At 61.1% G+C, this 25,552-nt stretch carries 23 protein-coding genes and 1 riboswitch; of the genes, 13 read left to right on the forward strand and 10 right to left on the reverse strand.

The annotated features are described in order from the left end of the window. Positions 1-6: 6 nt before the first annotated feature. Genes BN1188_RS20505 through BN1188_RS20515 form a run of 3 tightly spaced genes read right to left on the reverse strand, consistent with a single transcriptional unit; the run spans position 7 to position 2,674 of the window. Positions 7-780, reverse strand: coding sequence for an ABC transporter ATP-binding protein (locus BN1188_RS20505; protein ID WP_040263559.1), 774 nt, complete (start codon positions 778-780; stop codon positions 7-9). Next, positions 777-1,592, reverse strand: a complete 816-nt coding sequence (locus BN1188_RS20510; RefSeq protein WP_040263560.1) for an ABC transporter permease — start codon at positions 1,590-1,592, stop codon at positions 777-779. Before BN1188_RS20510 ends, BN1188_RS20505 begins: the two co-directional genes overlap by 4 nt. Positions 1,593-1,606: 14 nt before the next feature. Continuing rightward, complete coding sequence (locus tag BN1188_RS20515) at positions 1,607-2,674, reverse strand: putative urea ABC transporter substrate-binding protein (RefSeq protein WP_040263561.1); 1,068 nt, start codon at positions 2,672-2,674, stop codon at positions 1,607-1,609. 62 nt (positions 2,675-2,736) lie between these two features. Next, positions 2,737-2,837, reverse strand: a riboswitch (guanidine-I (ykkC/yxkD leader). Positions 2,838-3,168: 331 nt separating this feature from the next. Between BN1188_RS20515 and BN1188_RS20520 the strand changes: the two genes are divergently transcribed. Further along, complete coding sequence (locus tag BN1188_RS20520) at positions 3,169-3,639, forward strand: arsenate reductase ArsC (protein WP_040263563.1); 471 nt, start codon at positions 3,169-3,171, stop codon at positions 3,637-3,639. A gap of 69 nt (positions 3,640-3,708) precedes the next feature. Here the strand turns inward: BN1188_RS20520 and BN1188_RS20525 are convergent, their stop codons facing one another. After that, on the reverse strand, positions 3,709-4,983 hold the full coding sequence (locus BN1188_RS20525; RefSeq protein WP_040263564.1) for a Y-family DNA polymerase: 1,275 nt from the start codon (positions 4,981-4,983) through the stop codon (positions 3,709-3,711). A 311-nt stretch (positions 4,984-5,294) separates the two neighbouring features. On the opposite strand from BN1188_RS20525, the gene BN1188_RS20530 reads away from it, so the two are divergent. Beyond that, positions 5,295-5,921 carry a LysE family translocator gene (locus tag BN1188_RS20530; RefSeq protein ID WP_040263565.1) on the forward strand — a complete coding sequence of 209 codons (627 nt, stop codon included), beginning with the start codon at positions 5,295-5,297 and terminating at the stop codon, positions 5,919-5,921. 39 nt (positions 5,922-5,960) lie between these two features. On the opposite strand, the gene BN1188_RS20535 is transcribed toward BN1188_RS20530, so the two are convergent. Continuing rightward, on the reverse strand, positions 5,961-6,392 hold the full coding sequence (locus tag BN1188_RS20535) for a LexA family protein (protein ID WP_052469418.1): 432 nt from the start codon (positions 6,390-6,392) through the stop codon (positions 5,961-5,963). 95 nt (positions 6,393-6,487) lie between these two features. Here BN1188_RS20535 and BN1188_RS20540 point away from each other — a divergent pair, with 95 nt between their 5' ends. The 11 genes from BN1188_RS20540 to surE all read left to right on the forward strand — a co-directional run bounded on the left by BN1188_RS20540 (position 6,488) and on the right by surE (position 18,705). Beyond that, positions 6,488-7,159 carry an SOS response-associated peptidase gene (locus tag BN1188_RS20540; RefSeq protein WP_040263566.1) on the forward strand — a complete coding sequence of 224 codons (672 nt, stop codon included), beginning with the start codon at positions 6,488-6,490 and terminating at the stop codon, positions 7,157-7,159. Positions 7,160-7,288: 129 nt separating this feature from the next. Beyond that, positions 7,289-9,157 (forward strand): bifunctional diguanylate cyclase/phosphodiesterase, encoded by a 1,869-nt coding sequence (locus tag BN1188_RS20545; RefSeq protein ID WP_052469419.1) that lies wholly within the window; start codon positions 7,289-7,291, stop codon positions 9,155-9,157. 228 nt (positions 9,158-9,385) lie between these two features. After that, entirely contained in the window at positions 9,386-10,270 is an 885-nt protein-coding gene (locus BN1188_RS20550) for a TauD/TfdA dioxygenase family protein (RefSeq protein WP_040263567.1), read from the forward strand. 13 nt (positions 10,271-10,283) lie between these two features. After that, positions 10,284-11,165, forward strand: coding sequence for an ABC transporter ATP-binding protein (locus tag BN1188_RS20555; RefSeq protein ID WP_040263569.1), 882 nt, complete (start codon positions 10,284-10,286; stop codon positions 11,163-11,165). A gap of 20 nt (positions 11,166-11,185) precedes the next feature. Then, entirely contained in the window at positions 11,186-12,055 is an 870-nt protein-coding gene (locus BN1188_RS20560; protein ID WP_040264419.1) for an ABC transporter permease, read from the forward strand. Positions 12,056-12,137: 82 nt separating this feature from the next. Then, complete coding sequence (locus BN1188_RS20565) at positions 12,138-13,139, forward strand: ABC transporter substrate-binding protein (protein WP_040263571.1); 1,002 nt, start codon at positions 12,138-12,140, stop codon at positions 13,137-13,139. Positions 13,140-13,353: 214 nt separating this feature from the next. Then, positions 13,354-14,634 (forward strand): cytosine permease, encoded by a 1,281-nt coding sequence (gene codB, locus BN1188_RS20570; RefSeq protein WP_040263572.1) that lies wholly within the window; start codon positions 13,354-13,356, stop codon positions 14,632-14,634. Further along, complete coding sequence (gene codA, locus BN1188_RS20575; RefSeq protein WP_040263573.1) at positions 14,631-15,875, forward strand: cytosine deaminase; 1,245 nt, start codon at positions 14,631-14,633, stop codon at positions 15,873-15,875. The genes codB and codA overlap by 4 nt, the downstream gene beginning before the upstream one ends. Before the next feature lie 188 nt (positions 15,876-16,063). Then, positions 16,064-16,324, forward strand: a complete 261-nt coding sequence (locus tag BN1188_RS20580) for a DUF1652 domain-containing protein (protein WP_084596310.1) — start codon at positions 16,064-16,066, stop codon at positions 16,322-16,324. Between the two features lie 265 nt (positions 16,325-16,589). Continuing rightward, a complete protein-coding gene (locus BN1188_RS20585) occupies positions 16,590-17,684 on the forward strand; it encodes an FUSC family protein (protein WP_052469421.1) in 1,095 nt (364 codons plus the stop codon). Beyond that, positions 17,677-18,705 carry a 5'/3'-nucleotidase SurE gene (gene surE / locus BN1188_RS20590; protein WP_084596311.1) on the forward strand — a complete coding sequence of 343 codons (1,029 nt, stop codon included), beginning with the start codon at positions 17,677-17,679 and terminating at the stop codon, positions 18,703-18,705. Before BN1188_RS20585 ends, surE begins: the two co-directional genes overlap by 8 nt. Here the strand turns inward: surE and BN1188_RS20595 are convergent. The 5 genes from BN1188_RS20595 to aspT all read right to left on the reverse strand — a co-directional run bounded on the left by BN1188_RS20595 (position 18,666) and on the right by aspT (position 25,388). Further along, the gene (locus tag BN1188_RS20595; protein ID WP_040263575.1) at positions 18,666-20,282 is read right to left on the reverse strand and encodes a lactate permease LctP family transporter; all 1,617 of its coding nucleotides are present in this window, start codon (positions 20,280-20,282) and stop codon (positions 18,666-18,668) included. The two genes, surE and BN1188_RS20595, sit on opposite strands and share 40 nt — an antisense overlap. A 77-nt stretch (positions 20,283-20,359) precedes the next feature. Next, positions 20,360-21,358 carry a 2-hydroxyacid dehydrogenase gene (locus BN1188_RS20600; protein WP_040263577.1) on the reverse strand — a complete coding sequence of 333 codons (999 nt, stop codon included), beginning with the start codon at positions 21,356-21,358 and terminating at the stop codon, positions 20,360-20,362. Next, complete coding sequence (locus BN1188_RS20605) at positions 21,355-21,624, reverse strand: anion permease (RefSeq protein ID WP_040263579.1); 270 nt, start codon at positions 21,622-21,624, stop codon at positions 21,355-21,357. The genes BN1188_RS20600 and BN1188_RS20605 overlap by 4 nt, the downstream gene beginning before the upstream one ends. Positions 21,625-22,031: 407 nt before the next feature. Beyond that, positions 22,032-23,675 (reverse strand): bifunctional aspartate transaminase/aspartate 4-decarboxylase, encoded by a 1,644-nt coding sequence (locus BN1188_RS20610; protein ID WP_040263581.1) that lies wholly within the window; start codon positions 23,673-23,675, stop codon positions 22,032-22,034. A gap of 15 nt (positions 23,676-23,690) precedes the next feature. Beyond that, positions 23,691-25,388, reverse strand: a complete 1,698-nt coding sequence (gene aspT / locus BN1188_RS20615; RefSeq protein WP_040263582.1) for an aspartate-alanine antiporter — start codon at positions 25,386-25,388, stop codon at positions 23,691-23,693. Between the last annotated feature and the right edge of the window lie 164 nt (positions 25,389-25,552).

Here is a 25,552-nt window from a genome sequence, read left to right on the forward strand (position 1 = left end):
CCCGTTTCATGGCATGGCAGACGATAACGACGCGGCAGTAGCCTGATGGCCGTCGATACGTTTGCCATTGAGTGGAAGGTCGTAGGTGACGCGCGCGCCGAAGGCCAGCGGCGCATGTGGGTCGATGCGGACTTTGTCGAATACCATCAGGCGGGTGCCCAGGCTGAAGCCCTCGCTCAGGTCATGGGTGACCATGAACACCGTGAGCCTGGTTTCTTTCCACAGTTCCAGCAGCAAGGCGTGCATGTCTTTACGAATGCCGGGGTCCAGCGCACCGAATGGCTCGTCCAGGAGCAGGATCCGCGGTTTCATGATCAACGCCTGGGCAATGGCAAGCCGTTGCTGCATGCCGCCGGACAGCTGCGCCGGGTATTTTTCCAGCGCGGGCCCCAGCCCTACCCTATGCAGCAGACCGGCCGCCTGTTCGCGTGCGGCGCGCTTGCGCCGGCCGAACAGCCGCCCCACCCAGGGCGCGCTCGGCAGCTCCAGGCCCAGTGCCACGTTGTCCAGCACAGTCAGATGCGGAAACACCGAATAGCGTTGGAAGACGACCCCGCGGGTGGGATCCGGCTCCGCCGAAAGCGGGCGGCCGTCGAGCAGGATCTGGCCCTTGCTGGGCCGTTCTTGCCCTAGCAACAGGCGCAGGAAGGTCGACTTGCCGCACCCGGAGGTACCGACCATGGTGCAGAACTCACCTTCCTCCACGCTCAGGCTCAAGCCTTCGAGCACAACGTGGTCGCCGTATTGCTGCCAAACATTCCTGACTTCGATGAAGCTCATGCCCTCGCCCCCTCGTACCAAGGGAACGCACGACGGGTCAGCGCCTTCAAGCTCCAGTCCATGAGCCAGGCCAGCAGGGTGATCCAGACCACATACGGCAGGATGACATCCATCGCAAGGTAGCGCCGGACCAGGAATATGCGATAGCCCAGGCCGTCTTCCGAGGCGATGGCCTCGGCGGCGATCAGAAACAGCCAGGCCGAGCCCAGCACCAACCGAAGCGAGATCAGCAGGCGTGGCAGCAGTTGCGGCAGTACCACTCGCAGGATGAGCGTCCAGGTGCTGGCCCCGAGCGTCTGGGCCTTGATCAGAAGCTCGGCCGGGATCTCCCGGGCACGTTGCTCCAGGTCCCGGGCCAATAGCGGAGTGATGCCGATCACGATAAGCACCACCTTGGACAGCTCACCCAAGCCGAACACGATGAACAGAATCGGCAGAATCGCCAGGGGCGGAACCATCGACAGCACTACCAGCACGGGCGACAGGGAAGCGCCGACCATGGGAAGCGTGCCCGCCGCGATACCCAGGCCCAGGCCCAGCCCGGCGGCGATGGCAAGCCCCATCCCCAGCCGCTGCAGGCTGGCAGCCGTGTCCTGCCACAACAATACCGCTCCACTGCGCTTGTCTTCGCTGAAGGCCAGGCGCTTGACGGCCTGGGTCATCTGGCCCGCGCTGGGCAGCAGCTTGTCATTGGGGTTTTCTGCAAGACGCTGCGCCGAACCCAGCAGATAGGCGCACAGCACCAGCACGAAGGGCAGGATTACCAGCATCAGACGCATCGGGCGGTCCGGCTGTCGGTTGATCAATCGCATAGGGAGACTCCTGCTCACAGCGTCCCGTCAGCGGCCATCTGCACGAAGGTCGGGTCGAAGCGCAGCTTGAGGTTGGCTTCATTGCCGCGAGTCACGCCGTTGGGGAAGGCCATACCCACCGCATCGCTGTCAGAAGCGCCTTCTCCCAGCAGGCCATGATCGAAAGAGAACTGCGCCACCTTGGCCATGGTCTTGGGCAGGTCCGGGCTGGTCACGAAAGCGAGGGCCTGCGCCGGGGTGTAGAACAATTGAGTGGTCTTGAGCTGACCCCTGAACCCTTCCAGGTCAGTGCCCGAGGCCTTGGCCATGTGCTCCAGCGCGGCATCGGCGCTGGTACTGCCAGCGTTCATCAAGGCCACCACCTCGAACCAGGCGCCAGTCAGTGCCTTGCCCAGCGCGGGGTTGTCCTTGAGGGTCCGGGTGTTGACCACCATCATGTCCAGGATCTCGCCAGGGATCTGGCTGGAGTCGAATACCTCGCTGACCTTCGGCACTGCCTTGATGCTGGACAGCATCGGGTTCCAGGTGGTGACAGCCTGAACCGTGTCGGTATTGAAGGCCGCGGCGATGTCCGCGTCGGAGGTATTGACCACCTTGAGGTCACGCTCGCGAAGCCCGACGGTGTCCAGCGCGCGGGCCAGCAGATAGTGGGACACCGACAGCTCGACCAGGTTGACGTCCATGCCCTTGAGGTCTTTCAGGGTTTTGCCGGCGCCCTTGATCACGATTCCGTCATTGCCGTTGGAGTAATCGCTGACCACCAAGGCGGTGCTGTCCACACCCCCGGCAGCGGGGATGGTCAGCGCATCCATGTTGGTCATGGTGCAGCCATCGAACTGGCCAGCGGTGTACTGGTTGATGGATTCCACGTAGTCGTTGAGCTGGGTGATCTTGACGTGGATACCGTATTTGCTGGCCCACTTGTCCATGATTCCCTGGGCCTGGGCGTATTCCCACGGCATCCAGCCGGCGTAGATGGTCCAGCACACCTCGAAGTCTGACTTGACCGCCGCCAAGGATGAGGTTGCGGTCAGCAGGCTGATGCCGGCTGCCATGAAAGCGGATAGAACGGGCTTTCTCATGGTGGGACTCCAATTGACGGTTAGCGGACAGGAGCAGCGCATCACCGCATGGTCGGTGGTCTGTCTCCCGGGCTTTTATCCCGCCGTGTAACCTCAATTGGAGGTCGTCAGCTCTCGGTCCAGACATTCGCCGCAGCGAACCGGAACCCTAGCCGACCTTTTTCATATTGTAGTGCGCTCAGCTTGCGCTGCTCCTGCACGCCGATATCAATGCGACCCTTGTGCCAACATTGGCGCAAGGTAGCAAAATGACCAGGCAGCCCTGGTTCCAGCGGCTTGTAGCCTGATTCGGCGGCCCATTGGCCCGGTTGCTGGGCCAGCGGGAAGGCGCCGCTGCGTCATTTCAGGGCGCGGCGCGCCAAATGCGGGCAGGAAGTCATGGCGGGGCTTATGGATGACATTGCACAATGGACGCGGGCGGGCTTCACGGATATGGACGCGCCCCTTAATCACATCATTCGCAGCCTGTCGAACCAGAAGCGGAGCCGTCACCGATGAAAGTCTTGTTCATGTGCACCCATAACAGCTGCCGCAGCATTCTCTCCGAGGCGTTGTTCAACCATCTGGCGCCGCCAGGCCTGGAGGCAGTCAGTTCCGGCAGTTTTCCCAGCGGTCAGGTCAATGCGCGTGCACTGCAAACCCTGGAGGCGGCCGGCATTTCCACGGCCGGGTTGAGCAGCAAGGCGTCGGACGCCTTTGAAGCGTCCCCTCCGGATATCGTGATCACGGTGTGTGACCGCGCCGCTGGCGAAGCCTGCCCGGTGTTCTTCGGCCCGGCATTGAAAGCTCACTGGGGCCTGGCCGACCCATCGCAAGCGACCGGTTCGCAAGCGCAGATCACCGCGGCGTTTGAAACGACGCTCGCCAGGATTCGCCAGCGAGTCGGTGCGTTTCTAGCCTTGCCGCTCGATTCCATGGACGCAGAGACGCTCAAGACCCAGCTGGGCCGAATCGGGTCACTTTGACGATCGCCTACCCGTGCGTTTGACTGAGCGCAGGATTCATTCGCCTTCGGGCACTTCGCAACGCCTTTGTCATCGCACTTTCATCAGTTGGTCCAACCGCGTCGTATAGCTCTGGCTCATCAGCACGCGCCGCATGCCCCAGTCCGGGTCGAGCGGCACGGCGGCGGTACGCATCGTACCCCTGCCCCAGCGGGCGTTGATTTCGTCCACCAGGCTCATCAGGCGGTCGCTGGCCGCCGGCTGGGATACCGTGAACAGGTCCTGGGTGTATTCACCGCGCTGGCATAGCTCCAGCAACATGACCTCCGCCTTGCTGTAGCGAAAGCCGGGCCGATAAACCCGTTCCAGCGCCTCGCAGGCGTAGCGGGTCATCAGCCGTGTGTCATCGGTGGGATAGGGCAGTTCCACCACCACGCCATTGACGTATTTGGCTTCCTCTGGATTGAACAGGCCGGTACGGATGGCGATGCGCATTTTCTTGCAGAGCGAGCCCTGGCCGCGCAGTTTCTCGGCGGCGCGGAAGGTGTAGCTGGCCACGGCCTCTCGTATGGGCTGCAGGTCACTCAGGCGATCACCGAACATGCGGCTGCAGCAGATTTCCTGGCGGGGCGGGTCGACGTCTTCCAGCTCCAGGCAGGAGGTACCAGCCAGTTCCCGGACCGTTTTCTCGATGACCACGCTGAACGTGCGGCCGAGGGCGCGGGCGTCCGCTTGGGCCAAGTCCCAGGCGCTGCGGATGCCCAGTGGTTCCAGATGCGCCTTCATCCGTCGGCCCACGCCCCATACCTCGCCAACGTCGCAGTGTTTGAGCACCCAATCCCTTACGGCAGGAGTACGCAGGTCCACGACCCCGCCGGTCTGCCTCTGCCAGGTCTTGGCGGCGTGGTTGGCCAGCTTGGCCAGAGTCTTGGTAGGCCCAATGCCCACGCCTACGGGAATGCCAGTCCACTGGCCGATGCGGGTGCGCATCTGGCGGCCCAGCTGTTCGAGGTTTTGGCTGACACCTGTGAGCTCGGCGAAGGCTTCATCGATGCTGTATACCTCCAGGCGCGGCACCATGGCCTCGATGATGGTCATTACCCGCTCGCTCATCTCGCCGTAGAGCGCGTAGTTCGAGGAGAACGCCTTGATGCCATGTCGGCGCAGGATGTCCCGGACCTGAAAGTACGGCTGGCCCATCTTCACATAGGGCTTGGCGTCGGCCGAGCGGGCGATGATGCAGCCGTCGTTGTTCGATAGAACCACTATCGGTGTCCTCGCCAAGTCAGGCCGGAACACGCGCTCGCAGGATGCGTAGAAGCTGTTGCAGTCGATCAGGGCGAAGGTGGAATCGTGCTCAGCCATGGTCGGGCTCGCTGTAGCGAAGTTCAAGCGGGAGGGTCATTCAGGGTACTAATCGAAGCCGGTCGTGAACACAGCGAAGCTGTATGTATTTACAGTATTACAGGCTTGGCGCGTCCCGCAAGGTCTGTTCCTTCAAACCACCTCAGAAATGGAAAGCGGAACCGGGATCTGAAGAAACGCCCATGCGTTGCCAAACCCGTTGCTTTGGAGGTGAGGCCTTGCTGTTGCGGTGGCTTCGGCTGTCACTGTACCTATTGCAACTACGCGAGTTGATTTAGGGTGACTCCAGCCTTCCCATGGAGAAACAACGGATGCCGGACGCCATCAATCTTTCCCTGTTCTTCGCAGCCGCTATCCTGCTGCTAGTGGTTCCTGGCCCGAATATGGCGTTTGTCACCAGTCACGCCTTGGTTCATGGATGGCGGGGGGCCGCGGCTGCCGCGCTTGGGATCTCCTGCTCGGATTTGCTCATGACTTCCATCGTGAGCGCGGGCATCGGCACCCTTGTAATGACCTGGGCACCAGCATTCGAGCTTCTGCGCGCCGGTGGAGTTTGCTATTTGCTCTGGCTTGCTTGGCAAGCCTTGAAACGGCCCGCCAGCACGCATGCATCTACGACGAAGGCGAAACCACTTCGATCAATTTTTATTCAAGGCATGGTGAACAGCCTGTTGAACCCCAAGGCTCTGCTGTTCTTTATGGTATTCCTGCCGCAATTCGTCACGGTCGAGCGAGGCAATGTTTCGTTCCAGCTGGGTGTCTTGGGAGCCATGCTTGCGCTTATTGCGTTGATATTTCACACACTCCTGGGTGTATGCGCCGCGCGAATCGGCAAAGCGTTGAAGGGTTCCGGTCGGTTTCCCTTGGCCAACTACGCGTTCGCGGCAGTAATGACCGCCTTGGCGGCAAGGCTGTTGCTGCTTCAACGGCCGGCTTGAGCCGTCTCTCGAAGGAGTTCTACCATCCCGAACGCCAGATCACGCCCTCGCATCATGGCTGCGCAGGCTAAAGGTCACCACCCCCCAGATCTGCAACTCATCACCGTCGAGAATGTAACGCGGCGGGTAGCCACGATTTTCGGACAGCAAGGCCACTTCCCCGCTCCGCCGGTGCAGGCGTTTGCAGACCGGCTCGCCATTCACCGCGGCAATCACCACCTGCCCGTGGGAAGGCTCGATGGCGCGGTCGACGATCACCAGGTCGCCATCGAAGATCCCCGCGCCCACCATGCTGTCCCCTTCGATGCGCGCCAGATAAACGTGCGGGGCCCTTAGGCTCAGCAGCTCATCGAGGGAAATCGCGCGCTCCAGGTGATCCGTGGCTGGCGATGGAAAGCCCGCCGGAACGCGAAAGGAATAGATCGGCAAGCGTGCCGAGCAAGGGCCAAGACGGCCAAGGATGGTTGCCATAGGAAGTTAACCGAGTACTGTACTTTTGTACAGTTAACCTTTTGCCAGTACCCGTGGTCAATATGAGATGACTTGGGAAACGATAGGTGGCAGCTGTGTGTGGACGGTTTGTGCAAGACCGTAGCCTGGCGGACTACGTGGACTGGTTGGGCAGTACCGCCACCAGTGGCTACGACGGGGTGCCGCTGGAGCGGTACAACGTGGCGCCTACGGCAACAGTCAACGTGTTCCAGGGTGACGGCGACGGCCTGCTGATTTCTTCCCTGAAGTGGGGCTGGCTACCCTTCTGGGCCAAGGGCAAGCGACCACCGGCGATCAATGCCCGGGTGGAAACCGTGTCATCGAGCGGATTCTTTCGCGACGCCTGGCCCAATCGGCTGCTGGTACCCGCCGCTGGCTGGTACGAGTGGGTGAAAGACCCAAAAGACGCGAAACGTAAACAGCCTTATTTTATCCGGCTCAGATCTGGCGAGCCGGTGTTTTTCGCGGGCATCGGCCGCAGCGACGAGGGCTTCGTGATCCTCACCGCTGACTCCATGGGCGGCATGGTGGACATCCACGATCGGCGTCCCATTGTGCTTGCCCCTGACCTGGCACGGGAGTGGATGGACCCAGCCACCTTGCCGGAACGCGCCGAGGCCATTGTCCGCAATGAAGGCACCGGGGTGGAGGCCTTCGAGTGGTACCCGGTGGACAAGGCGGTAGGCAACGTACGTAACCAGGGGGAACAGCTGGTGCTGCCGCTGGATCGGGGGCCGGAGTGGTGAAGCACCATTGACCCGAGCCTGCACGGTCGCTGCATGATAATAGCCCCGCCCTACTCAGGTTCCGGCACTCCCGGCCGATAACAGCGAGGTAGCTTGCCTTGACCAGCTTCATGCCCCGGATTCCTGCCCATGCTGATCGCCCCCTACCCGACCAATGAGACCGCGCGCGTGGAATTCCTCCGCAACCTGGAGGTGCTGGATACGCCGCCTGAAGAGACATTCGACCGGTTCACCCGAGTGCTGGCCAAGTTGCTGCATGTGCCTATCGCCCTGGTATCGCTGGTGGACGCAGAGCGGCAGTGGTTCAAATCCAAGGTAGGCCTCGAGGCCTGTGAAACCTCCCGGGACCTGGCCTTCTGCGCTCATGCCCTGCATGTGCCGGACTGCCTGATCGTCGAGGACGCTACCACTGATTTTCGTTTCCACGACAACCCCCTGGTGACAGGCGCACCCTTCGTTCGCTTCTATGCTGGAGTGCCGCTGCGCTCCAGCGAAGGCTATGTAGTGGGCACACTCTGCGCGATCGATACCCGCCCCCGGTCTATCGATCCCGATGCCCTGGCGGCCATGAAAGACTTGGCCCGGGCCGTGGAGCGCGAATTGTTCCAGCGTAACCTGGCCAAGCAGGCCCGAACCGTCTACGAAGACGAACGCCGTGCCCGGGCGTTCAGTGAAGCTCGATTTGCCACTGCGTTCGAGGAAACACCCACTGGCATGGCCATTGTGGATCTTCATGGGCGTTTCGAGGTGGTCAATCGCAAATTCTGCGAGATCACGGGCTATCGCTCGGACGAACTCCTGAGCAAGACCTTTCCGGACATTACCCACCCGGACGACATCCAGCAGGACCTGGCCATGGTCGCGGACCTTATACTCGACCGACGCAAAAGCTACTCGCTGGAAAAGCGTTATCTGCATAAAGACGGCAGCGTCATCTGGATCGGCCTGAGCGTGGCTATCGTGCGGGACAGTTCGGGTGCGCCTCTGCATTTCCTTGCAGGCATCCTGGACATCACGTCCCGCAAGCACAGCGAAGCGCTGATACAGGACCACCAGCACGAACTGGAGCGGCGCGTGGAAGAACGTACCGCAGCCCTTTCACGTAGCCAGGAAACCTTGCAGGCGATCGCTGACAACGTGCCGATGTTGATTGCCCAGGTAGACGCGCAAATGCGCTACGTGTTCAACAACGCCCGTTACCAGGAAATCTTCAATGTCGATCCATTGTCGCTGCGGGGACAGTCCGTACGTACCGTGCTCAAGCCAGCGGTATTCGAAGCGCTCTCTCCCTATTTCGACCGCGCTCTGGCAGGCGAGCGCAGCACCCGTGACGACATCCGTTACGACGAGAATGACGACCGAATCTGGCGTGCCACCTACATTCCGGACGTGCGCGATGACACGGTGGTGGGCTTCTTCGTGATGTCGCAGGACGTGACCGAACAGAAGCGCAAGGAGAAGTCCCTGATCGACAGGGCTTTGCTCGCCCCCTTGACGGGCCTGCCCAACCGCGCTGCCCTCGTTGAAAAGCTGGCCGAAGCCGTGGATTCGGCGGAACGCGGTCAGACCGACTTCTCGCTGTTCTTTCTGGACCTGGACGGATTCAAGCGGGTGAACGACGAATACGGCCACGACCTGGGCGACGAATTGCTGTGCCAGGTCGCCGAGCGGCTTCGCCAGAAGGTGCGCCAGCATGACACCGTGTGCCGCCTGGCTGGGGATGAATTCGTGGTCATCGCCTCAGGCGCGAAGGCCCAGGACACCTGTGAGCGAATCGCCGGGGCCATGTGCGCGACATTGTCCCAACCCTTCCATTTGCGCGGTCAGACAGTGCGCATCGGCACCAGCGTCGGCGTTGTCGTTTGCCCTGCCTATGCCCAGGTCACGCCAGAGCAATTGCTGGCCAACGCCGACACCGCCATGTACGACGCCAAGCGCCGGGGGCGCAACTGCTACCGATTCGCGCCAGCGGTATCGATGCGGGAGGGACATGGCTAGCGGGTCGATCAGGCACTGATGAAGGATTGGCTCAGGCCCGCTCTGCTTCCTCTGTCCTACCGGCCAGGCCCTGACCATCCTGCGCGCCCTCGAGGGCTAACCATTCAAAGATCGGCCAAGCTACTCAATCCGCTCTATGGTTATGCTTTTTACGTATTTAACAGCTTATTCTTATAACGATAATGTTCGGGCATATCTTCTCTTACCCTATGAGAGCTGGAGCGCCGTATGCCCGCCGCATCCCTCGCAGCACCTTCCAAGCAAGTATTCGATGTCCGCCCGTTCGATGGCCAGGTAGGCGCCGAGATTGTCGGGCTGGACCTGTCTTACCCGCTCGACGATGCGGATTTTCGTCGCGTGCATCAGGCTCACCTGGATTATCACGTGGTGGTGTTTCGGGACCAGCGCATTACCCCAGAACAGCAGATCGCTTTCAGTCGCCGCTTCGGCGTACTGCAGATTCATGTCCTCAAGCAGTTCCTGCTGCCCGGGCATCCGGAAATTCTGATCGTTTCCAACATCGTGGAAAACGGCGCGCCGGTGGGCCTGGGAGATGCGGGCAAATACTGGCATTCGGACTTGTCCTACAAGGCGCTCCCGAGCCTGGGCTCCATGCTCCATGCTCAGGAGCTGCCGAGCGAAGGGGGCGATACCCTGTTCGCCGACATGCATCGGGCCTGGGATACCCTGCCCAAACACTTGCAAGCGGCGATCGAAGGTCGCCAGGCCGTGCATTCCTACACGGCGCGCTACAGCGAAGGCAAGGACGCCGCGAACTGGCGCCCCACCCTGACCCCGGAACAGCTGGCCCAGGTAGTCACAGTCGCGCATCCGGTGGTGCGTATTCACCCGGAAAACGGGCGCAAGGCGCTGTTCGTCAGCGAAGGTTTCACCACTCATATCGTCGGGCTTCCCGAAGACGAGAGTCGCGACCTGCTTGCCCAGCTGTATGCCCACAGCGTGCAACCGGACAACCTTTACCGGCATGTATGGCAGCCCCATGACATGGTGTTCTGGGACAACCGTTCGCTGATCCACCTGGCCACTGGCTGCCCCAATCACCTGCGCCGCAAGCTGTATCGCACCACCATCCAGGGCGACGCGCCGTACTGACCAGGAGTTTCGCATGAGCGCTGCATTGCCAGGCCACACGGCCAGCGAGGGCACCCTGTCGCCTGCCGAATTGCAGGTCGGCCCAGATCCACTGCTGAGGGTCGTGAACGTCAGCCTTGAATACCGCACCAGCGAACGTGTAGTGCGCGCAACCCATGAGGTAAGTTTCGAAGTTGATCAAAGAGACCGCTTCGTGCTCCTGGGCCCGTCCGGTTGTGGCAAATCGACCTTGCTCAAAGCCGTCGCCGGCTTCATCAAGCCAGCAGCGGGTGAGATCCTGCTTGCCGGTAAGGTCGTTCGCGAGCCCGGGCCGGACCGGATCGTGGTATTTCAGGAATTCGACCAACTTCCGGCCTGGAAAACGGTTCTGGAAAACGTGATGTTTCCCCTGCTGGCTTCGCGGACCCTCAAGCGGGCCGAGGCCAGGGACCGCGCGTACCGATACCTGGAAAAGGTCGGGCTTAGCGCCTTCGCCAATGCCTATCCACATACGCTGTCCGGCGGCATGAAGGCGCGGGTGGCGATTGCCCGGGCCTTGGCGATGCAACCCAGCATTCTGCTGATGGACGAGCCTTTCGCCGCGCTGGATGCGCTTACCCGTCGCAAGATGCAGGAAGAACTGCTTCAGCTGTGGGACGACGTAGGCTTTACCTTGCTGTTCGTGACCCACTCCATTGAGGAAGCCCTGGTGGTGGGAAATCGAATCCTGTTGCTGTCGCCGCATCCGGGCCGGGTTCGCGCCGAAATCAACAGCCATCAATACGACCTTCACAGCCTGGGGGGTACTGAATTCCAGGCCAGCGCCCAGCGCATCCACCGCTTGCTGTTCGACGAAGGGGACGCGTTGCAGGCCCGCACGGACGTGGACTTCCGCAGCCTGCGCATCGCTTATTGACCTTGCAGAGCCAGCCTTACATGAACCGACCTACGCCTGTGCGCCAAGAATACGAAGTGGCGCTGGAACCCTTCATCCCTTCCGAACTGTCACGCGCCCTGCCCCTGCCCCAACGCATCTGGCGCCACGGCTGGATGCGCAAGACCCTTATCCTGGTTGCCCTGGCGGTGCTGTGGGAGGTGGTGGCGCGCATACAAGACAACGACCTGCTACTGCCCAGCTTCCTGCAAACCGCCGAGGCGTTCGCGAGGGGCATGGTCAGCGGCGAGCTGCCTGGCAAGATCTGGCTATCGCTCACGGTCCTGGTCAAGGGCTATGTGATCGGCATTGCCCTGGCGTTCGGCCTGACCACCCTGGCGGTGTCGACGCAACTGGGCCGCGACCTGCTGAGTACCCTGACCTCCATGCTCAATCCGCTGCCGCCTATCGCGCTGCTGCCTTTGGCACTGCTGTGGTTCGGCCTGGGCCAGAACAGCCTGGTCTTCGTATTGGTGCACTCGGTGCTCTGGCCTCTGGCGCTCAATACCTATGCCGGTTTCCTCGGTGTGTCGGAAACCCAGCGCATGGCCGGACGCAACTATGGCCTGCGGGGCATTCGATTCATCGCCTACATCCTCGTTCCCGCGGCGCTGCCGTCCATCCTGGCGGGGCTGAAGCTGGGCTGGGCATTCGCCTGGCGCACCCTGATCGCCGCCGAACTGGTGTTCGGTGCCTCATCGGGCAAGGGCGGCCTGGGCTGGTACATCTTCCAGAACCGCAATGAGCTCTACACCGACAAGGTCTTCGCGGGGCTGGCGGCGGTGATCCTGATCGGCCTGCTGGTGGAAAACCTGCTGTTCGCCAGCATCGAACGGGTCACGCTCCGGCGCTGGGGCATGCAACGCACCTGACCCGGTGCTACCAGAGAAACCGCGCTCGCTTCGAACATGATTCTGGCCAGACCGGCCCACCACCCATGACGTGAGTACCTTCATGACCTACCTGAACAAGCTTTCCCTGGCCTTGGGCCTGATTGGCGCGGCATTTGGCGGCAGCGCCCAGGCCGAGGGCAAAATCAGCATCGCGCAGCAATTCGGCATCGGCTACCTGATCCTAGATGTGGTGCGGGACCAGCACCTGATCGAGAAGCACGGCAAGGCCGAAGGCCTGGATATCACCGTTGACTGGAGCAGCATCTCCGGCGCCACGGCCATGAACGAAGCGCTGCTGGCCGGCGCCCTGGACGTCGTCTCAGCCGGCGTACCTCCCATGTTGACAGTGTGGGACCGTACCCGTGGCAGACAGAACGTGAAGGCTATCGCCTCGCTCGGCTCCATGCCCAACTACCTGCTGAGCAATCGTCCGGAGGTCAAGACACTCAAGGATTTCACCGACAAGGATCGTATCGCCGTGCCCGCGGCCGGCGTGGGCTTCCAGTCGCGTACCCTGCAACTGGAAACGGCAAAGGTATTTGGCAACGAGGACTTCAAGCGATTCGACAACTTGTCGGTAAGCCTGCCCCACCCGGACGCCACCTCGGCGCTGATCGCCGGTGGCTCGGAAATCACCGCTCACTTTTCCAGCCCTCCTTTCCAGTACCAGGCGCTGGAGAGTGGCAAGGTGCACAAGGTGCTCAGTTCCTACGACATTCTGGGTGGCCCGGCGACCTTCAACGTGCTCTACACCACCCAGGAATTCCATGACCAGAACCCGAAGACCTATAGGGCGTTCTATGACGCCCTGGTCGAAGCTGCGGAGCTGATCCAGGCGGACAAAGCCGCAGCCGCCCAGACCTACATTCGGGTGGAGCAATCGAAGTTGCCCCCCGCGCTGGTCGAGAAGATCGTCAAGGACCCGGAGATCGACTTCACCGTAGTACCCCAGCGCACCTTTATCTATGCGGAAAAACTGCATGAACTGGGTGTATTGAAGAACAAGGCCGACAGCTGGAAGGACTACTTTTTCGAAGAAGCCCACGGTGGGGCGGGTAGCTGATCGAGCGCCCGAAAGGTGCAACGGCGACTTGAAGTAGTGCGCCGCGCGCTTAACATCAGCCCGACTCGCTTTTAGCGCAGCGGCTTGCTATCCAGCCAACTGCCGTTCGTTTGGCATCTTTTTGCCTATGTTCGCGGCAAACTGCGAAAGCGGCCTGTGAATTGCTCTTCTGCCAGCGCTTGCCTTCCGGCAGGCGTCAGCCAAGGAGAACGCGATGAACTCAGCAGGAGAGTTTCCGTTAAGCGAAGCACCCGCCTCGGCCAGGAAAGGATTGCTGTCCATTTCCATGGTGCTGTTCAGCTTTACCTTCTTCACCGGCACCATGTTCGCGGGCGGCAAGTTAGGAATGGCCTTCTCTTTCACCGACATGCTATGGGTCGCCTTCATCGGCAACAGCCTGTTGGCGCTGTATGCGGCGGGGCTGGCGTTCATAGCCTCGCGCAGTGGCCTCAATACCGTGTTGATGGGGCGCTTCTGCTTCGGCGAGGCGGGCAGCCGTCTTTCGGATTTTCTGCTCGGGTTCGCCGAACTGGGGTGGTATGCGTGGGGCACCGCGACCGTCGCCATCGTGCTGGTGAAGATCCTCGGGCTCAGCGAAGGGTTGACCACGCCGCTGATGGTGCTGTTCGGCTTTGGCTTCAGCATCACGGCGCTGGTTGGCTACAAGGGCCTGGACGTATTGTCCCGGGTGTCGGTACCGCTGATGTTCGCCCTGCTGATGGTTTCGATGTACCTGGCCACAGGCCATGCCGGGGGCTTCAAGGGCCTGGCCGCGGTCATCCCCCACGAAACCATGAACTTTTCAGCGGCTGTCACCATGGTGTTCGGCACCTTTGCCAGCGGCGCGACCCAGGCCACCAACTGGACGCGCCTGTCGCGCACCGGGCGGGTGGCGATCATTGCCAGCGCCCTGAGCTTTTTGCTCGGCAATGGCCTGATGGTGGTCGCCGGGGCCTGGTGCGCCATCGTTTACCAGCAGGCCGATATCGTCGAGGTGATGATTTTGCAGGGGCTGTCGTTCGCCGCGGTAATCATGCTCTGCTTCAACCTCTGGACCATCCAGGGGCCGACCATCTATAACGTTTCTGCCGCGGCCTGCCATCTGTTACGTACACCACGCCGCCGGACCATGACTCTGATTTCCGCGGCCGTGGGTGTGGTGCTGGCCATTGGCGGGATGTACGAGCTGCTGATTCCCTTCCTGGTGTTGCTGGGTTCCATCATCCCGCCAGTGGGGGGTGTGATCATGGCGGACTTCTGGTATCGCCATCACGGCAAGTACCCTGTACTGGCCACGACCCGACTACCGCGCTACAACTTCAAGGGGTTGCTCGCCTATGCCGTGGGCGCGGTCCTGGCCTATTGCTCGCCCTGGGTAGCGCCATTGGTAGGTATCGCCGTGGCTGCTCTGTGCTATATCGGCCTGATGCAGTTCAACGGCAGCCGCGCCGGAAGCTGGCCCAGGACGCATGCTTATACCAAGGAGTTACCATGAATATTCTCAACGCCCGCCTGCGCGGCAAGCCAGGCCTGCATCGCATCGGCCTTCAGGGCGATCGGATCGCTGCCATTACCCTGCAGCCCGGTGTCCTTCAGCCAGCCGCCGACACTGACCTGGACGCTGGCCAGAACCTGGTTACCGCGCCCTTCGTCGAACCGCATATCCATCTGGACGCCACCCTGACCGCCGGGGAGCCGGCCTGGAACATGAGCGGCACTCTTTTCGAAGGCATCGAACGCTGGGCCGAGCGCAAGGCCGTGGTCACCCATGAAGACACCAAGGTCCGCGCACGGCGGACCATCGACATGCTGGTCGATCACGGCATCCAGCACGTGCGCACCCATGTGGATGTCACTGATCCAAGCCTGGCCGCGCTCAAGGCCATGCTGGAGGTGCGTGAGGACGCCAGGCACCTGATCGACCTACAGATCGTCGCCTTCCCCCAGGAGGGTATCGAGTCCTTCAAGGATGGCCGTGCGCTCATGGCTGAGGCGATTGCCATGGGCGCGGATGTGGTGGGTGGGATTCCCCACTTCGAAAATACCCGCGAGCAAGGCGTCGCGTCGATCAGATTCCTGATGGACCTGGCCGAGCGCACCGGCTGCCTGGTGGACGTCCATTGCGATGAAACCGACGATCCGCAGTCAAGGTTCCTTGAGGTGCTCGCCGAGGAGGCCCGAGTGAGGGACATGGGGGAAAGGGTCACGGCCAGCCATACCGTCGCCATGGGTTCCTACGACAACGCTTATTGTTCCAAATTGTTTCGCCTGCTCAAGGCCTCGAAAATCAGCTTCGTCTCCTGCCCCACGGAGAGTATCCACCTGCAGGGGCGCTTCGATACCTACCCGAAACGACGCGGGGTTACCCGAGTGGCCGAGATCGACCGGGCCGGCATGAATGTCTGCTTTGGCCAGGACTCCATCGTCGACCCCTGGTATCCGCTGGGCAATGGCAACATCCTGCGTATCCTCGAAGCGGGCCTGCATATCTGTCACATGCTTGGCTATGAAGACTTGCAGCGCTCCCTAGACCTGATCACCGACAACAGCGCTCGCGCGCTGCATCTGGGGGAACGCTACGGCCTGGAGGCTGGCCGGCCGGCCAATTTGCTGGTTCTTTCGGCGCCAGACGACTATGAAATGGTTCGCAGCCAGGGGCAGGTATTGACCTCGATCCGTGCCGGCAAGGTCTTGATGCAGCGCACCCCGGCGCGCGTCGAACGCTTCGGTGCCTAGCCTGGGCCTGCTTGGGGAACCACGGAAGGCGCCTTTGCTCCCGGCTTGGACCACCGCTTCTGCGAAGCGCTGGAACCGTAGCGGCCGGCTCTAGGGCAGCCCCCCCTGTCGCAGCTCACGGGAAAAAACCGGCTGGTGGGCTATGCTCTTAGGTACTCAGTTTTACCTAAGAACAACAAGGATGAGCCATGCTATCTCCGCTAGAGCTGCGATACATTATGGAAAACGCGTTTCTGCCTACTGTCTGCAAGTGCGAAATCGATACGGCCGGCATGATGAACCTGAAACTGATCAATGCCCGCACCAATGAAGCCATTCTGGAAGAACGAAACATTCGGACGGCCGACCTGTCTTCAGCGCGGGAAATCGCGACCTTCGTCGCCGAGCTCAAGAACAGGTTGTCGACCATCACCGTGGTGAATCCTGAGCGCAGACGCCATCGGCGCTAGGCCGACCAGACGACGGTGAGGCTCGAGCCACCCTGGCAGAAGCAGGCGCAAATCATCGAGGCGAGTGGCGTGCTGCCCAATGCCCCGGCTATCTCCGGCCTGTCGAGCAGCGATGCTCCTGCCCATCAGGTTCGGACGCCGCCTGGCGCCCTTGCTCAGCACGCTTCCAGCAACTACCCTTCGTAACTTCACCAGGCGGCCTGCCTATCCATGTCGCCTGGTATCGCGTCACTCGCCTACCTGCCCAGAGCCCCTGAAGCCCTTGATGACCGCCTCGCTGCCGTATTTCCTTCGTCGCCTGCTCCGCCCCTTGCTCGACCCTTACCGCCGCTTTCGCCATGCCCGGCTGATCCATGCGGTACGGGTGTCCATCGGCCTGATAGCCACTATCCTGCTTACCACCGGAATCCACCTGCCCCATGGGGAATGGGCATCGGTGACCATGCTGATCGTGATCGGTGGGCTGCAGCATCATGGCAACATCAGGCGCAAGGCCACGGAGCGAGCCTATGGGACCTTGATCGGCGCGATCATAGGGCTGGCCATCGTGGCCCAGCAAAGCTACCTGGGCTGGCCGTTACTCACCTATGTGTTGATGTCTTCGGCGTGCGGATTCTTCGCCTACCATGCCATCGGCAAGGGCGGCTACACGGCGCTGCTCTCGGCCATCACGATATTCATAGTCGCCGGCCATGGCGACAACCCCATGTCGGATGGCCTTTGGCGCACAGTCGACATACTGATCGGCAATGTCCTGGCCCTGGCCTTCTCCTTTGCGCTGCCGCTCTACGCGGTGTACTCCTGGCGCTACAACCTGGCCAGCACCCTGCGCGAATGCGCCGCGGTGCACGGGCGGATCATCGCGGGCGAAGCCGTTACCAGCGACGCCCACCTCAAGCGCATGCGCAACCTGAGCGCTTCGCTGGTGCAACTGCGCGGCCTGATGGCATCGGTGTCGAAGGAAGTGCATATTTCACAAACCGAACTGGACGCGCTGCAGCGAAACCTGCGCTTGTGTATTTCTTTCCTGGAAATTCTCGCCGACACCCGCCCGCCAGCGGAGGACTTCGCCGCCATGGCTGCGTTGCGTGACTCGCTACAGGCCGAGCACCGTTTCATTCGTCGACAACTGGTCGCCATGGCGCGTGCCCTGCGTGACGGCCACAGCGAGCGACTGCTACGCGTTGAAAGCCTGGCCGGCCAACCGCTCGAAGCCCTGCCCTATCCTGCGCTGGACGGCTACCGAGCAATGACCCGGCAATTGGCCGCGAACGTCGACGACATGCGCCACCGTCTGGCCAAGACGGCCCCGCGCTGGAACTTCGCCCACACGCCTGAGAACGCCGTGCCCCATGACTGAACCACGCCTTGGACCTGTACTGCTGACCAATGACGACGGCATCGATGCGCCTGGCCTGGCCACGTTGGAAGCGGTGGCCAATGACCTCGGGGTCGAAGTATGGGTAGTGGCGCCGGACCACGATCAGAGCGGTGTTTCCCATGCGCTGAGCTTGCATCAGCCCCTGCGGGTAACGAACCGCGGCAGCCGGCGCTTCTCTGTCTCAGGCACGCCCGGAGACTGTGTTGCCATGGCCATCTGCGAGCTAATGCCCGCGCGCCCGCAACTGGTACTTAGCGGTATCAACAAAGGCGCGAACCTGGGCCGGGAAACGGCGTTTTCCGGCACTGTAGGCGCCGCCATGGCCGCGTTGCTGATGGGACTGCCGGCGATTGCCCTAAGCCAGGCGTTCACCCGCCGCGATGCGGTGCGCTGGGAAACCGCGCGCCAGCTGGCGCCGGGCGTTATCCGTCAGCTCTGGGCCGCCAGATGGAGCCCCGACGCTTGCCTGAATGTCAACTTCCCGGACGTGCCCGCCGACCAGGCCGGCCCGCTCCAGGTAACCTGCCAGGGCCGCGGCCGCATGCACGGGCTGCAGGTGACCGGCCGCACCGACTTACGGGAGCAGGCTTACTATTGGCTGAATATAAAGCGCGATGACACCCCGGACGCGCCGGACAGCGAAACCGCGGTGCTTGCTGGGGGTGGAATCGCCGTGACACCCTTGCATTTCGAGCGAACCGCGCATGAGGCGCGGGTGGCGTTGGTGGAGTGGTTGCGGAAGGGGGAACCGGGGAAGATCTTAGGCGCTGCTGAACATATCTGGAAAAGACAGAGAGGTCTTGCACGTCGAGTCTTCCAAGGCGGCACGAGTGTCAAGTCCATGTACTGGTCGGATCTATTCACGCCGAGTCGAGCGGGCGTCAGGTTGAATTCCGAAGGACGGGTCCGAGTCACGGCCCGGCCAGGAATTTCGACAACGGCACCCGGCCAGAGCGGACCTCACAGGGTGCAAAGCACCCACGTGCCCAAGGAAACGTAGGCGAGCAGCATAATGCTGATGAACAGCGTCGTGCGCATGATTGCGGATTCCTGGCCCACCAGCTTCACCGCCGCTGCGGCAATAGCAATGGACTGCGGGGAAACCAGTTTGGCCATGACGCCACCTGCTGTATTTGCCGCCACTAGCAGCGCCTCTGGCGCGCCGATCTGTCCGGCTGTCACCGCTTGCAGGTGCGCGAACAGCGTGTTGTTGTTGACTACCGAGCCGGTTATGAAGACACCCATCCAGCCTATGACTGGCGACAGAAGCGGGAAGACGCCACCGGTCTGCGCCAGCGCCAGCCCGATCGTAGATGATCCGCCCGAATAGTTCGTGATGTAGGCCACCGCCATGACCAGGGAAACCGTTGCCAGCGGCTTCCACATCTCCCGGCAGGCCCGCGCCAGCTCCTGAGCAGCGATACGGGTACTGAGCCGAGCCGACAGCGCAACTGTCAGTATCGCTGCCACCAGAATCGCGGTCCCGGAGGCATTGAGCCAACCCACATTCCATATGGCCGGCAGCGCATGTACATGCGGCACCAGTGGCGGTAGCTCCAGAACCTTTCCATCCAGTAGCCCGATCGGCAGCTTCAGCACTGTCTTGGCCAGCGCTCCGCCCGGTACGAACAGCGCCTTGAACGCGGGCAGGCTCCACAGCAATATTGCGCCGGTCAGGATGTAGAACGGCGACCAAGCATGCAGTACTTCGCCGAGTGTATATTGGCGTGCTGGCCCAGACGTCGTGTCGGCTTCGCGGTAGATCCGCTTAGGACGCCATAGCTGCATGAAGCCGGCCAGAGCCCCCATCGCCGCCAATGGACCAAGGATATCCACCAGCTCAGGCCCGAGCAGGTACAGCGTGGCCGCCTGCACACCACTAAAGGCCACGCCGACGACGATCAGCACCGGCCATGTCTCGCGCACGCCACGCCAGCCGTCCAGCATGAGTACCAGGATGGTCGGCGATACTAGAGCGATGATCTGGACTAGCGCCATCAGCATTGGAGCCATTTCGGATACTGCGACTGCGCCTTGCTGCGCCCCAACCAGCACCGGAATGCCGATCGCTCCGTAGGCCCCTGCCGCACCGTTGGCCAGCAGGCACAGCATGGCGGCCTTTAATGGCCGAAAGCCCAGCTCAACCAGCAGCGCAGCGCAGATGGCTATCGGCACACCGAATCCTGCCGCACCCTCTAAAAAGCCGCCGAAGCAAAAGGCGATCAATAGCACCTGGACGCGCTGATCTTCCGATATCGTCGCGATGCTGCTGCGGATGATCTCAAACTTGCCGCTACGGATGGAAAGCTTGTACAACCAAACCGCCATAAGCACGATGAAACTGATAGGGAAGACGCCGCTGACGATGCCAAAGATTGCCGCCCCGGCAATCGCGCTGGCAGGCATCGCAAATACCAGCGCGGAAACCGCTGCGGAAACAGCCAGTGCCAGCAGTGCGGCAGTCAATCCCTTGAGACGAAACGCCGTAAGTGCCAGGAGGAAAACCAGCACGGGCAAGGCAGCCAGCAGTGCGGAGAGATTAGGATTATCCAGCGGATCGTAGTTCTGCGGCCACATTTGGAGCTCCGAGTGGTGCCAACGCTACGCAAGTGCGCGCGGGCGCGGCGCACTGCCAGGTATAATTGTCGGCTGAATCAGTCGACGCAGTTAGGGCACGGTGTGCCGGCCATAAAGTGCCTAAGATTAGCCACCGTGGTCCGCGCAATCTCCTCCAGCGCTTCGGCGGTGAAGAACCCTTGATGCCCGGTCACCAGCACATTCGGAAAGGTCATCAGGCGCTGGAACAGGTCGTCTTCAATGATCTCGCCAGAGCGATCCTGAAAGAACAGCGCGCTTTCCTGCTCATACACGTCAATGGCGAGGTGGCCCAGATGGCGCGATTTCAGCGCACGGATTACCGCATCGGTTTCCACCAGTCCACCGCGTGAGGTATTGACCAGCATGGCACCGGTTTTCATCCGCGACAGCGAGACATCATTGATCAAGTGCCTTGTTTGCTCGGTCAGTGGGCAATGCAGTGAGACGATGTCCGAGTCGGCCAGAAGTTCGTCAAGCTCTACGTTCTCACCGATCGCTTGGAAGGCAGGCGAAATATACGGATCATGACCAAGCACCTTGCAGCCCATGCCCTTAAAGATGCGTGCCGTGGCCAACCCTATCTTTCCCGTGCCCACGATGCCCAACGTTTTGCCGTGCAGCGTCCGCCCGAGCAGGCCATCCAGCATGAAGTTCCCCTCGCGCACACGGTTGTAAGCCCGGTGTGTATGGCGGTTCAGGGTCATCACCAGTGCCAATGCGTGCTCGGCCACGGCTTCTGGCGAATACGCAGGCACGCGTGCGATGAAGAAACCCAGCCGCTGCGCCGTGGCCAGGTCCAGGTTATTGAATCCAGCGCAGCGCAGCACGATGGCACGCACACCTAGCTCATGTAATGTCTGTAGCACCGGCGCATCAAGGCGGTCGTTGACGAACGCGCAAACTCCGTCGCAGCCATCCGCCAGCGCGGCTGTACAGGAATCAAGTGTGGCCTCGTTGTAGGAAAACTGGACCCGCTGCTCCAATGGGGCGGCCCCATTGGCCTGATCGAGTGAACGGCGGTCATAGGGACGCGCGCTGAAGACTGCGATTCTCATCTGGAGTATCCGTTTCTGGGTTTGGGAGGGTTGTGCCCGAGCAGGGGCCAGGTCGACGGCGGGTTTTGAGTCACCAGTACCCCAATAGTCCACCGCACGACGCCCGCCAGTGCGAACGCCAGCAGTTCGAACAGGCACATGACCAAGCCGACGCGCCACCACAGTCCCAGCGTGACATAGCCGCTGCCGAAGATGATGGGCGAAGTTCCAGTTGCATAGTGGATCAGTATCATCATGATGGCAGACCCGGCCGTCATCATCAGCATGAAGGCCTCCAGGTATTCCGGCGGAATGATTGGTAGCCTTGGCTACGTAATCCATCACCCGCGGGTCGGGCGCAATAACTGTAAGAGACATGGTAGAGGTGATCGGGTTGGCATGGTAGTTAACCAGCGCCAGATCTGTGCAGAGCGTAGCCGTCGGCGATCTCTATAAGCAGAATGGCCCTGGATTTCCACCGAAGTGGTGCATGAGTTCGTTATGTATGTCCGCGTACGCCAGGTAGGTGAAAGATGAGGATGTGGCCTTGAGCAAGACGGCAGCCGCGCTTGTAGCTTCGGCTCTCGGCTTGTCTCCATGGTTGCCTCGAAGGCCACTCAGGGCGATCTGCTGAACCTCGCACCGCAAATCAAAGCTTTTGCCCCCTCCTACATGTACTCGTGAGCCGTGCCGATTACGGCTCTTTGGGCGCATCCACCGATCGCTTACCGCCGAGCGTCTGCCTGAATTCTTCAAAATATTGATCCGCCATGGCCCTGAGGGAGCGCCCGATATTGGCGTATTCGTATTCGTTAAGGTTGGCCAAGGACACACGGGCAGCGGGTTGCTTGGTACCGAACCCTTTGCCCGGTAGCAAGACGATGCCTGTTTCCTTGGCAATCCTGAACAGCAGGTCACCGCTGCTGAAGCGCGCTTTTACCCAACTGGCAAACTCGCTGCCATGTATCTTGCGCGCCAGATCTTCCAGATCGAGCAGCGTGTAGTAGTCGACCGCATTTGGGTCGCTTTCAGGCTCGACGCCTAATTCGCGATATAGCGCCGCTTCACGTCGGCGCACTAGTTTTTTCAGTTCGGCTTTGTAGCCGTCGCTTTCATCCATGAGGGCGAAGAGCGTGAAGAGCACCATTTGCACCTGCTGCGGCGTGGATAACCCCGCGGTGTGATTCAGCGCCACTGTACGGCTGTCCGCGACGATGCGGTCAATGAATTTGAGGCCGCGGACATCCGGCAAGAGCGTTCCATAGCGGTGATCCAGGGAGACCTTCATCGCCTCGGGCAAATCAGCAAGCGCTTGATCGAAGACGCTGTCCTTGTGCGCGGCAATCACTCCCAACCGCCAGCCCGTGGCACCGAAGTACTTGGAGAATGAATACACCAGCAGGGTATTGCGCGGGCATATGGCAAACAGCGACTGGAAGTCATCGGCGAACGTGCCATAGACATCGTCGGTGAGAATGAACAGATCCTGACGAGACTGCGCGACGATGCGGGCGACAGTCTCCAGCCCGCGCGCGTCCATCTTCACGGAGGCCGGGTTGCTCGGATTGATACAGAAGAAAATCTTTATCGCCGGGTCCTTGAGTTTGTCAAGCTCAGTATCCGGGTATTGCCAGTTGGCGTGTGGGTCCGCGTCGATATGCACCTGCTCCAGGCCGAACTCTTCCAGCTCTGGAATTTCAATGTAGGGCGTAAACGCCGGCATACCGATCGCGACCTTGTCGCCCCGCTTGAGCAAGCCATTCTGCTGCAGCGAATGAAAGATGTAAGTCATCGCCGCCGTACCGCCTTCCACGGCAAAGAGATCTATCGTTCCCGCCGGAACGAAGCCACCGATCATCTCCTTCACGATGTAGTGGCCGACGACCTGCTCTGAAACCCTCAACATGCGAGGTGGCACTGGATAGTTGACACCCAGGATGCCTTCCACCATCTCGTGCAGAAACGCCGAGGCGGAGAGACCTAGCTGATCGCGTACATAGCTGAGGCTTTTGGCAAGGAAAAGCACGCCGGGCTGATCCCGATGCTCGGCGGTGTAGCGCTCGAAACGCGCCTCGATGCCGTCGATCTGCGGCAGCCCACCCACCCCGTGGGGCATGTAGGAATACGATAGCTCGGCTTCGCTCGTAGCGAAGAGGCCGAGGCGGAAAAAGGCGCGACGAGGCAAGGTGGACAGAAAGTTGGGGTTACCCCTACCCGCGTTAAGCATCAAACGGTTTTCCGTGCCGGAAGCAAGCTTGATCAGTTCATCCTTGAGCTCGAATGGGCTCAGCTTGGCGTACTGCGCGTAATCGTCGTTCTTGGCAATTTCGTCGCTCATGGTATTTCCTTTCGGTTAAGCGAAGGCTACGACCAGCGGCCCAAGCAAGGTAAGAAACACATTGGCCAATGCGTAAGTGACCGCGAATGGAACGGTGGGTATCGAATTGCCTGCTTTGTCGAGCACTTCCCCAAAAGCAGGATTGGCGCTGCGCGCCCCAGAAACGGCGCCGGCGAATATCGCCAGGTTGTCGTAACGCAATACGTAGCGGCCTACGAGCATAGCGATCACGATCGGAACGATGCAGACCACTACGCCCACGAGGAAAATGGAGACCCCCTGGGTAGCGATCGTCTGGACTGCCTGTAGTCCCGACTGCAGGCCTACCACGGCCACGAATCCTGCCAGGCCCAGGTCCCGCAACAGTGTGGAAGCTGGTGTAGGGAGGTTGCCGCGGGTGAGATGGCGGCTTCGATACCAGCCGAAGACCAAGCCGGCGATCAACGCCCCCCCACCGCTGCCCAGGGTCAGGGGAATTGCTCCTAGGCGAATGACGACCATGCCAATGAGCAGGCCGATGGCCAGCCCGAAACCATGAAAGACGAAATCGGTTTTTTCGCTAGGCACGATAATGGTCCCAACCTGCTTCGCCACGCGCTGAATATCGTCTGGCGTGCCGTAGAGCGTCACCATGTCCCCCGCGTTGATCACAGTATCCGGCTGCAGCTCCAGCGGCCGCCCGGCGCGCTTGACCCCTACTACATACACACCGTGACGCAGGGCTCGGTTCGCTTCCTGGCGAATGTCCGCCACTGTGCGATTGATGAAAGCGGGGTTATCCAGGCTCAGGTCGCGCTGCACCACCACTACATCCATGTCAGGATAAGACTGCAGCTCGGTCCCAAGACGCTCGGCAACGGCAATCACGCCAGCGCGACGGCCTACCACAAGCACAACGTCATTGGCTTCGAGCACTGTATCGGGCGTTACGCCGATCATCGCGCCGCCACGTTTGATACGCTCGATCGTCAAGGGTGCCTGGCTGGTGTCCTGTTGGGCAGTTTCCAGTTGCTCGACGGTTTTGCCAGCCGCCTGTTCGATGCGATAGATACGCCCTACAAGCGTAGGCGTGGCCGGCTGCTCGCCTGGGCCGTATACGCGTGCGCCGGCAAGCAACTCAGCTTCTGCCCGGGTCGCATCGTCTCGGATCGAACGCTTCATGAACCAAGGCAGAACGTTAACGCACATCAGGATGGCGCCGAACGAGCCGAAAATATAGGTCACGGCGTAACCGACCGCGACGTTGCCCTGCAAAGCCTGGATCTGTTCCAACGGAAGCTCGAGCTTTGCGATGGCGGCACTTGCAGTGCCGATGATAGCCGACTGGGTCATGGAGCCTGCGGCGATACCCGCAGCAAGCCCCTTGTCGAGCCCCATTACTCTGGCGGCGACGATAACGGTGGCCAGGCCGCTGAGCGCCATGACCGCCGCCAATACAATCTCACGAAGCGATTGCCGGCCCAGAGAGCGAAAGAATTGCGGCCCGCTTTCGAAGCCGACCGCATAGATGAACAAGGCGAACAGCACGGACTTGATACCGTTATCGATGTTGACCCCGACCTGGCTGATGACCACGGCTGCCAGCAACGATCCGGCCACGCCTCCTAACTGGAATTTGCCGAACTGGATACTGCCGACCCAGTAACCGATTGCTAGAGAAAGAAATAACGCCAGTTCAGGCGACTGATTGAGAATGCGGTGCAGATATTCCATTGGTTACCTTCGATCAACGTCCGGGTTGCGGGACTTTCGAGAGACGATCAGGCGTATCTGGAATAGCCGCAACACAGAGCGCAGCAAGGAACCTGCGCGCCGCAGCATCCAATTGATGTAGCTACTACTTGCCGGCACAGCGCTATGGAAGACAGAACAGGGCA

Origin of the sequence: Pseudomonas massiliensis (assembly GCF_000826105.1) — a bacterium.
Classification (GTDB): Bacteria; Pseudomonadota; Gammaproteobacteria; order Pseudomonadales; family Pseudomonadaceae; genus Aquipseudomonas; species Aquipseudomonas massiliensis.

Bases quoted from the DNA above. Each gene is read 5' to 3' on its own strand.
- codB (WP_040263572.1), top strand. From the start codon at position 13,354: ATGAACTCAGCAGGAGAGTTTCCGTTAAGCGAAGCACCCGCCTCGGCC.
- BN1188_RS20505 (WP_040263559.1), bottom strand. From the start codon at position 780: ATGAGCTTCATCGAAGTCAGGAATGTTTGGCAGCAATACGGCGACCAC.
- aspT (WP_040263582.1), bottom strand. From the start codon at position 25,388: ATGGAATATCTGCACCGCATTCTCAATCAGTCGCCTGAACTGGCGTTA.
- codA (WP_040263573.1), top strand. From the start codon at position 14,631: ATGAATATTCTCAACGCCCGCCTGCGCGGCAAGCCAGGCCTGCATCGC.
- BN1188_RS20605 (WP_040263579.1), bottom strand. From the start codon at position 21,624: ATGCTGATGATGACGGCCGGGTCTGCCATCATGATGATACTGATCCAC.
- BN1188_RS20610 (WP_040263581.1), bottom strand. From the start codon at position 23,675: ATGAGCGACGAAATTGCCAAGAACGACGATTACGCGCAGTACGCCAAG.
- BN1188_RS20510 (WP_040263560.1), bottom strand. From the start codon at position 1,592: ATGCGATTGATCAACCGACAGCCGGACCGCCCGATGCGTCTGATGCTG.
- BN1188_RS20585 (WP_052469421.1), top strand. From the start codon at position 16,590: ATGACCGCCTCGCTGCCGTATTTCCTTCGTCGCCTGCTCCGCCCCTTG.
- BN1188_RS20530 (WP_040263565.1), top strand. From the start codon at position 5,295: ATGCCGGACGCCATCAATCTTTCCCTGTTCTTCGCAGCCGCTATCCTG.
- BN1188_RS20600 (WP_040263577.1), bottom strand. From the start codon at position 21,358: ATGAGAATCGCAGTCTTCAGCGCGCGTCCCTATGACCGCCGTTCACTC.
- BN1188_RS20520 (WP_040263563.1), top strand. From the start codon at position 3,169: ATGAAAGTCTTGTTCATGTGCACCCATAACAGCTGCCGCAGCATTCTC.
- BN1188_RS20560 (WP_040264419.1), top strand. From the start codon at position 11,186: ATGAACCGACCTACGCCTGTGCGCCAAGAATACGAAGTGGCGCTGGAA.
- BN1188_RS20580 (WP_084596310.1), top strand. From the start codon at position 16,064: ATGCTATCTCCGCTAGAGCTGCGATACATTATGGAAAACGCGTTTCTG.
- surE (WP_084596311.1), top strand. From the start codon at position 17,677: ATGACTGAACCACGCCTTGGACCTGTACTGCTGACCAATGACGACGGC.
- BN1188_RS20555 (WP_040263569.1), top strand. From the start codon at position 10,284: ATGAGCGCTGCATTGCCAGGCCACACGGCCAGCGAGGGCACCCTGTCG.
- BN1188_RS20525 (WP_040263564.1), bottom strand. From the start codon at position 4,983: ATGGCTGAGCACGATTCCACCTTCGCCCTGATCGACTGCAACAGCTTC.
- BN1188_RS20545 (WP_052469419.1), top strand. From the start codon at position 7,289: ATGCTGATCGCCCCCTACCCGACCAATGAGACCGCGCGCGTGGAATTC.
- BN1188_RS20565 (WP_040263571.1), top strand. From the start codon at position 12,138: ATGACCTACCTGAACAAGCTTTCCCTGGCCTTGGGCCTGATTGGCGCG.
- BN1188_RS20515 (WP_040263561.1), bottom strand. From the start codon at position 2,674: ATGAGAAAGCCCGTTCTATCCGCTTTCATGGCAGCCGGCATCAGCCTG.
- BN1188_RS20535 (WP_052469418.1), bottom strand. From the start codon at position 6,392: ATGGCAACCATCCTTGGCCGTCTTGGCCCTTGCTCGGCACGCTTGCCG.
- BN1188_RS20550 (WP_040263567.1), top strand. From the start codon at position 9,386: ATGCCCGCCGCATCCCTCGCAGCACCTTCCAAGCAAGTATTCGATGTC.
- BN1188_RS20595 (WP_040263575.1), bottom strand. From the start codon at position 20,282: ATGTGGCCGCAGAACTACGATCCGCTGGATAATCCTAATCTCTCCGCA.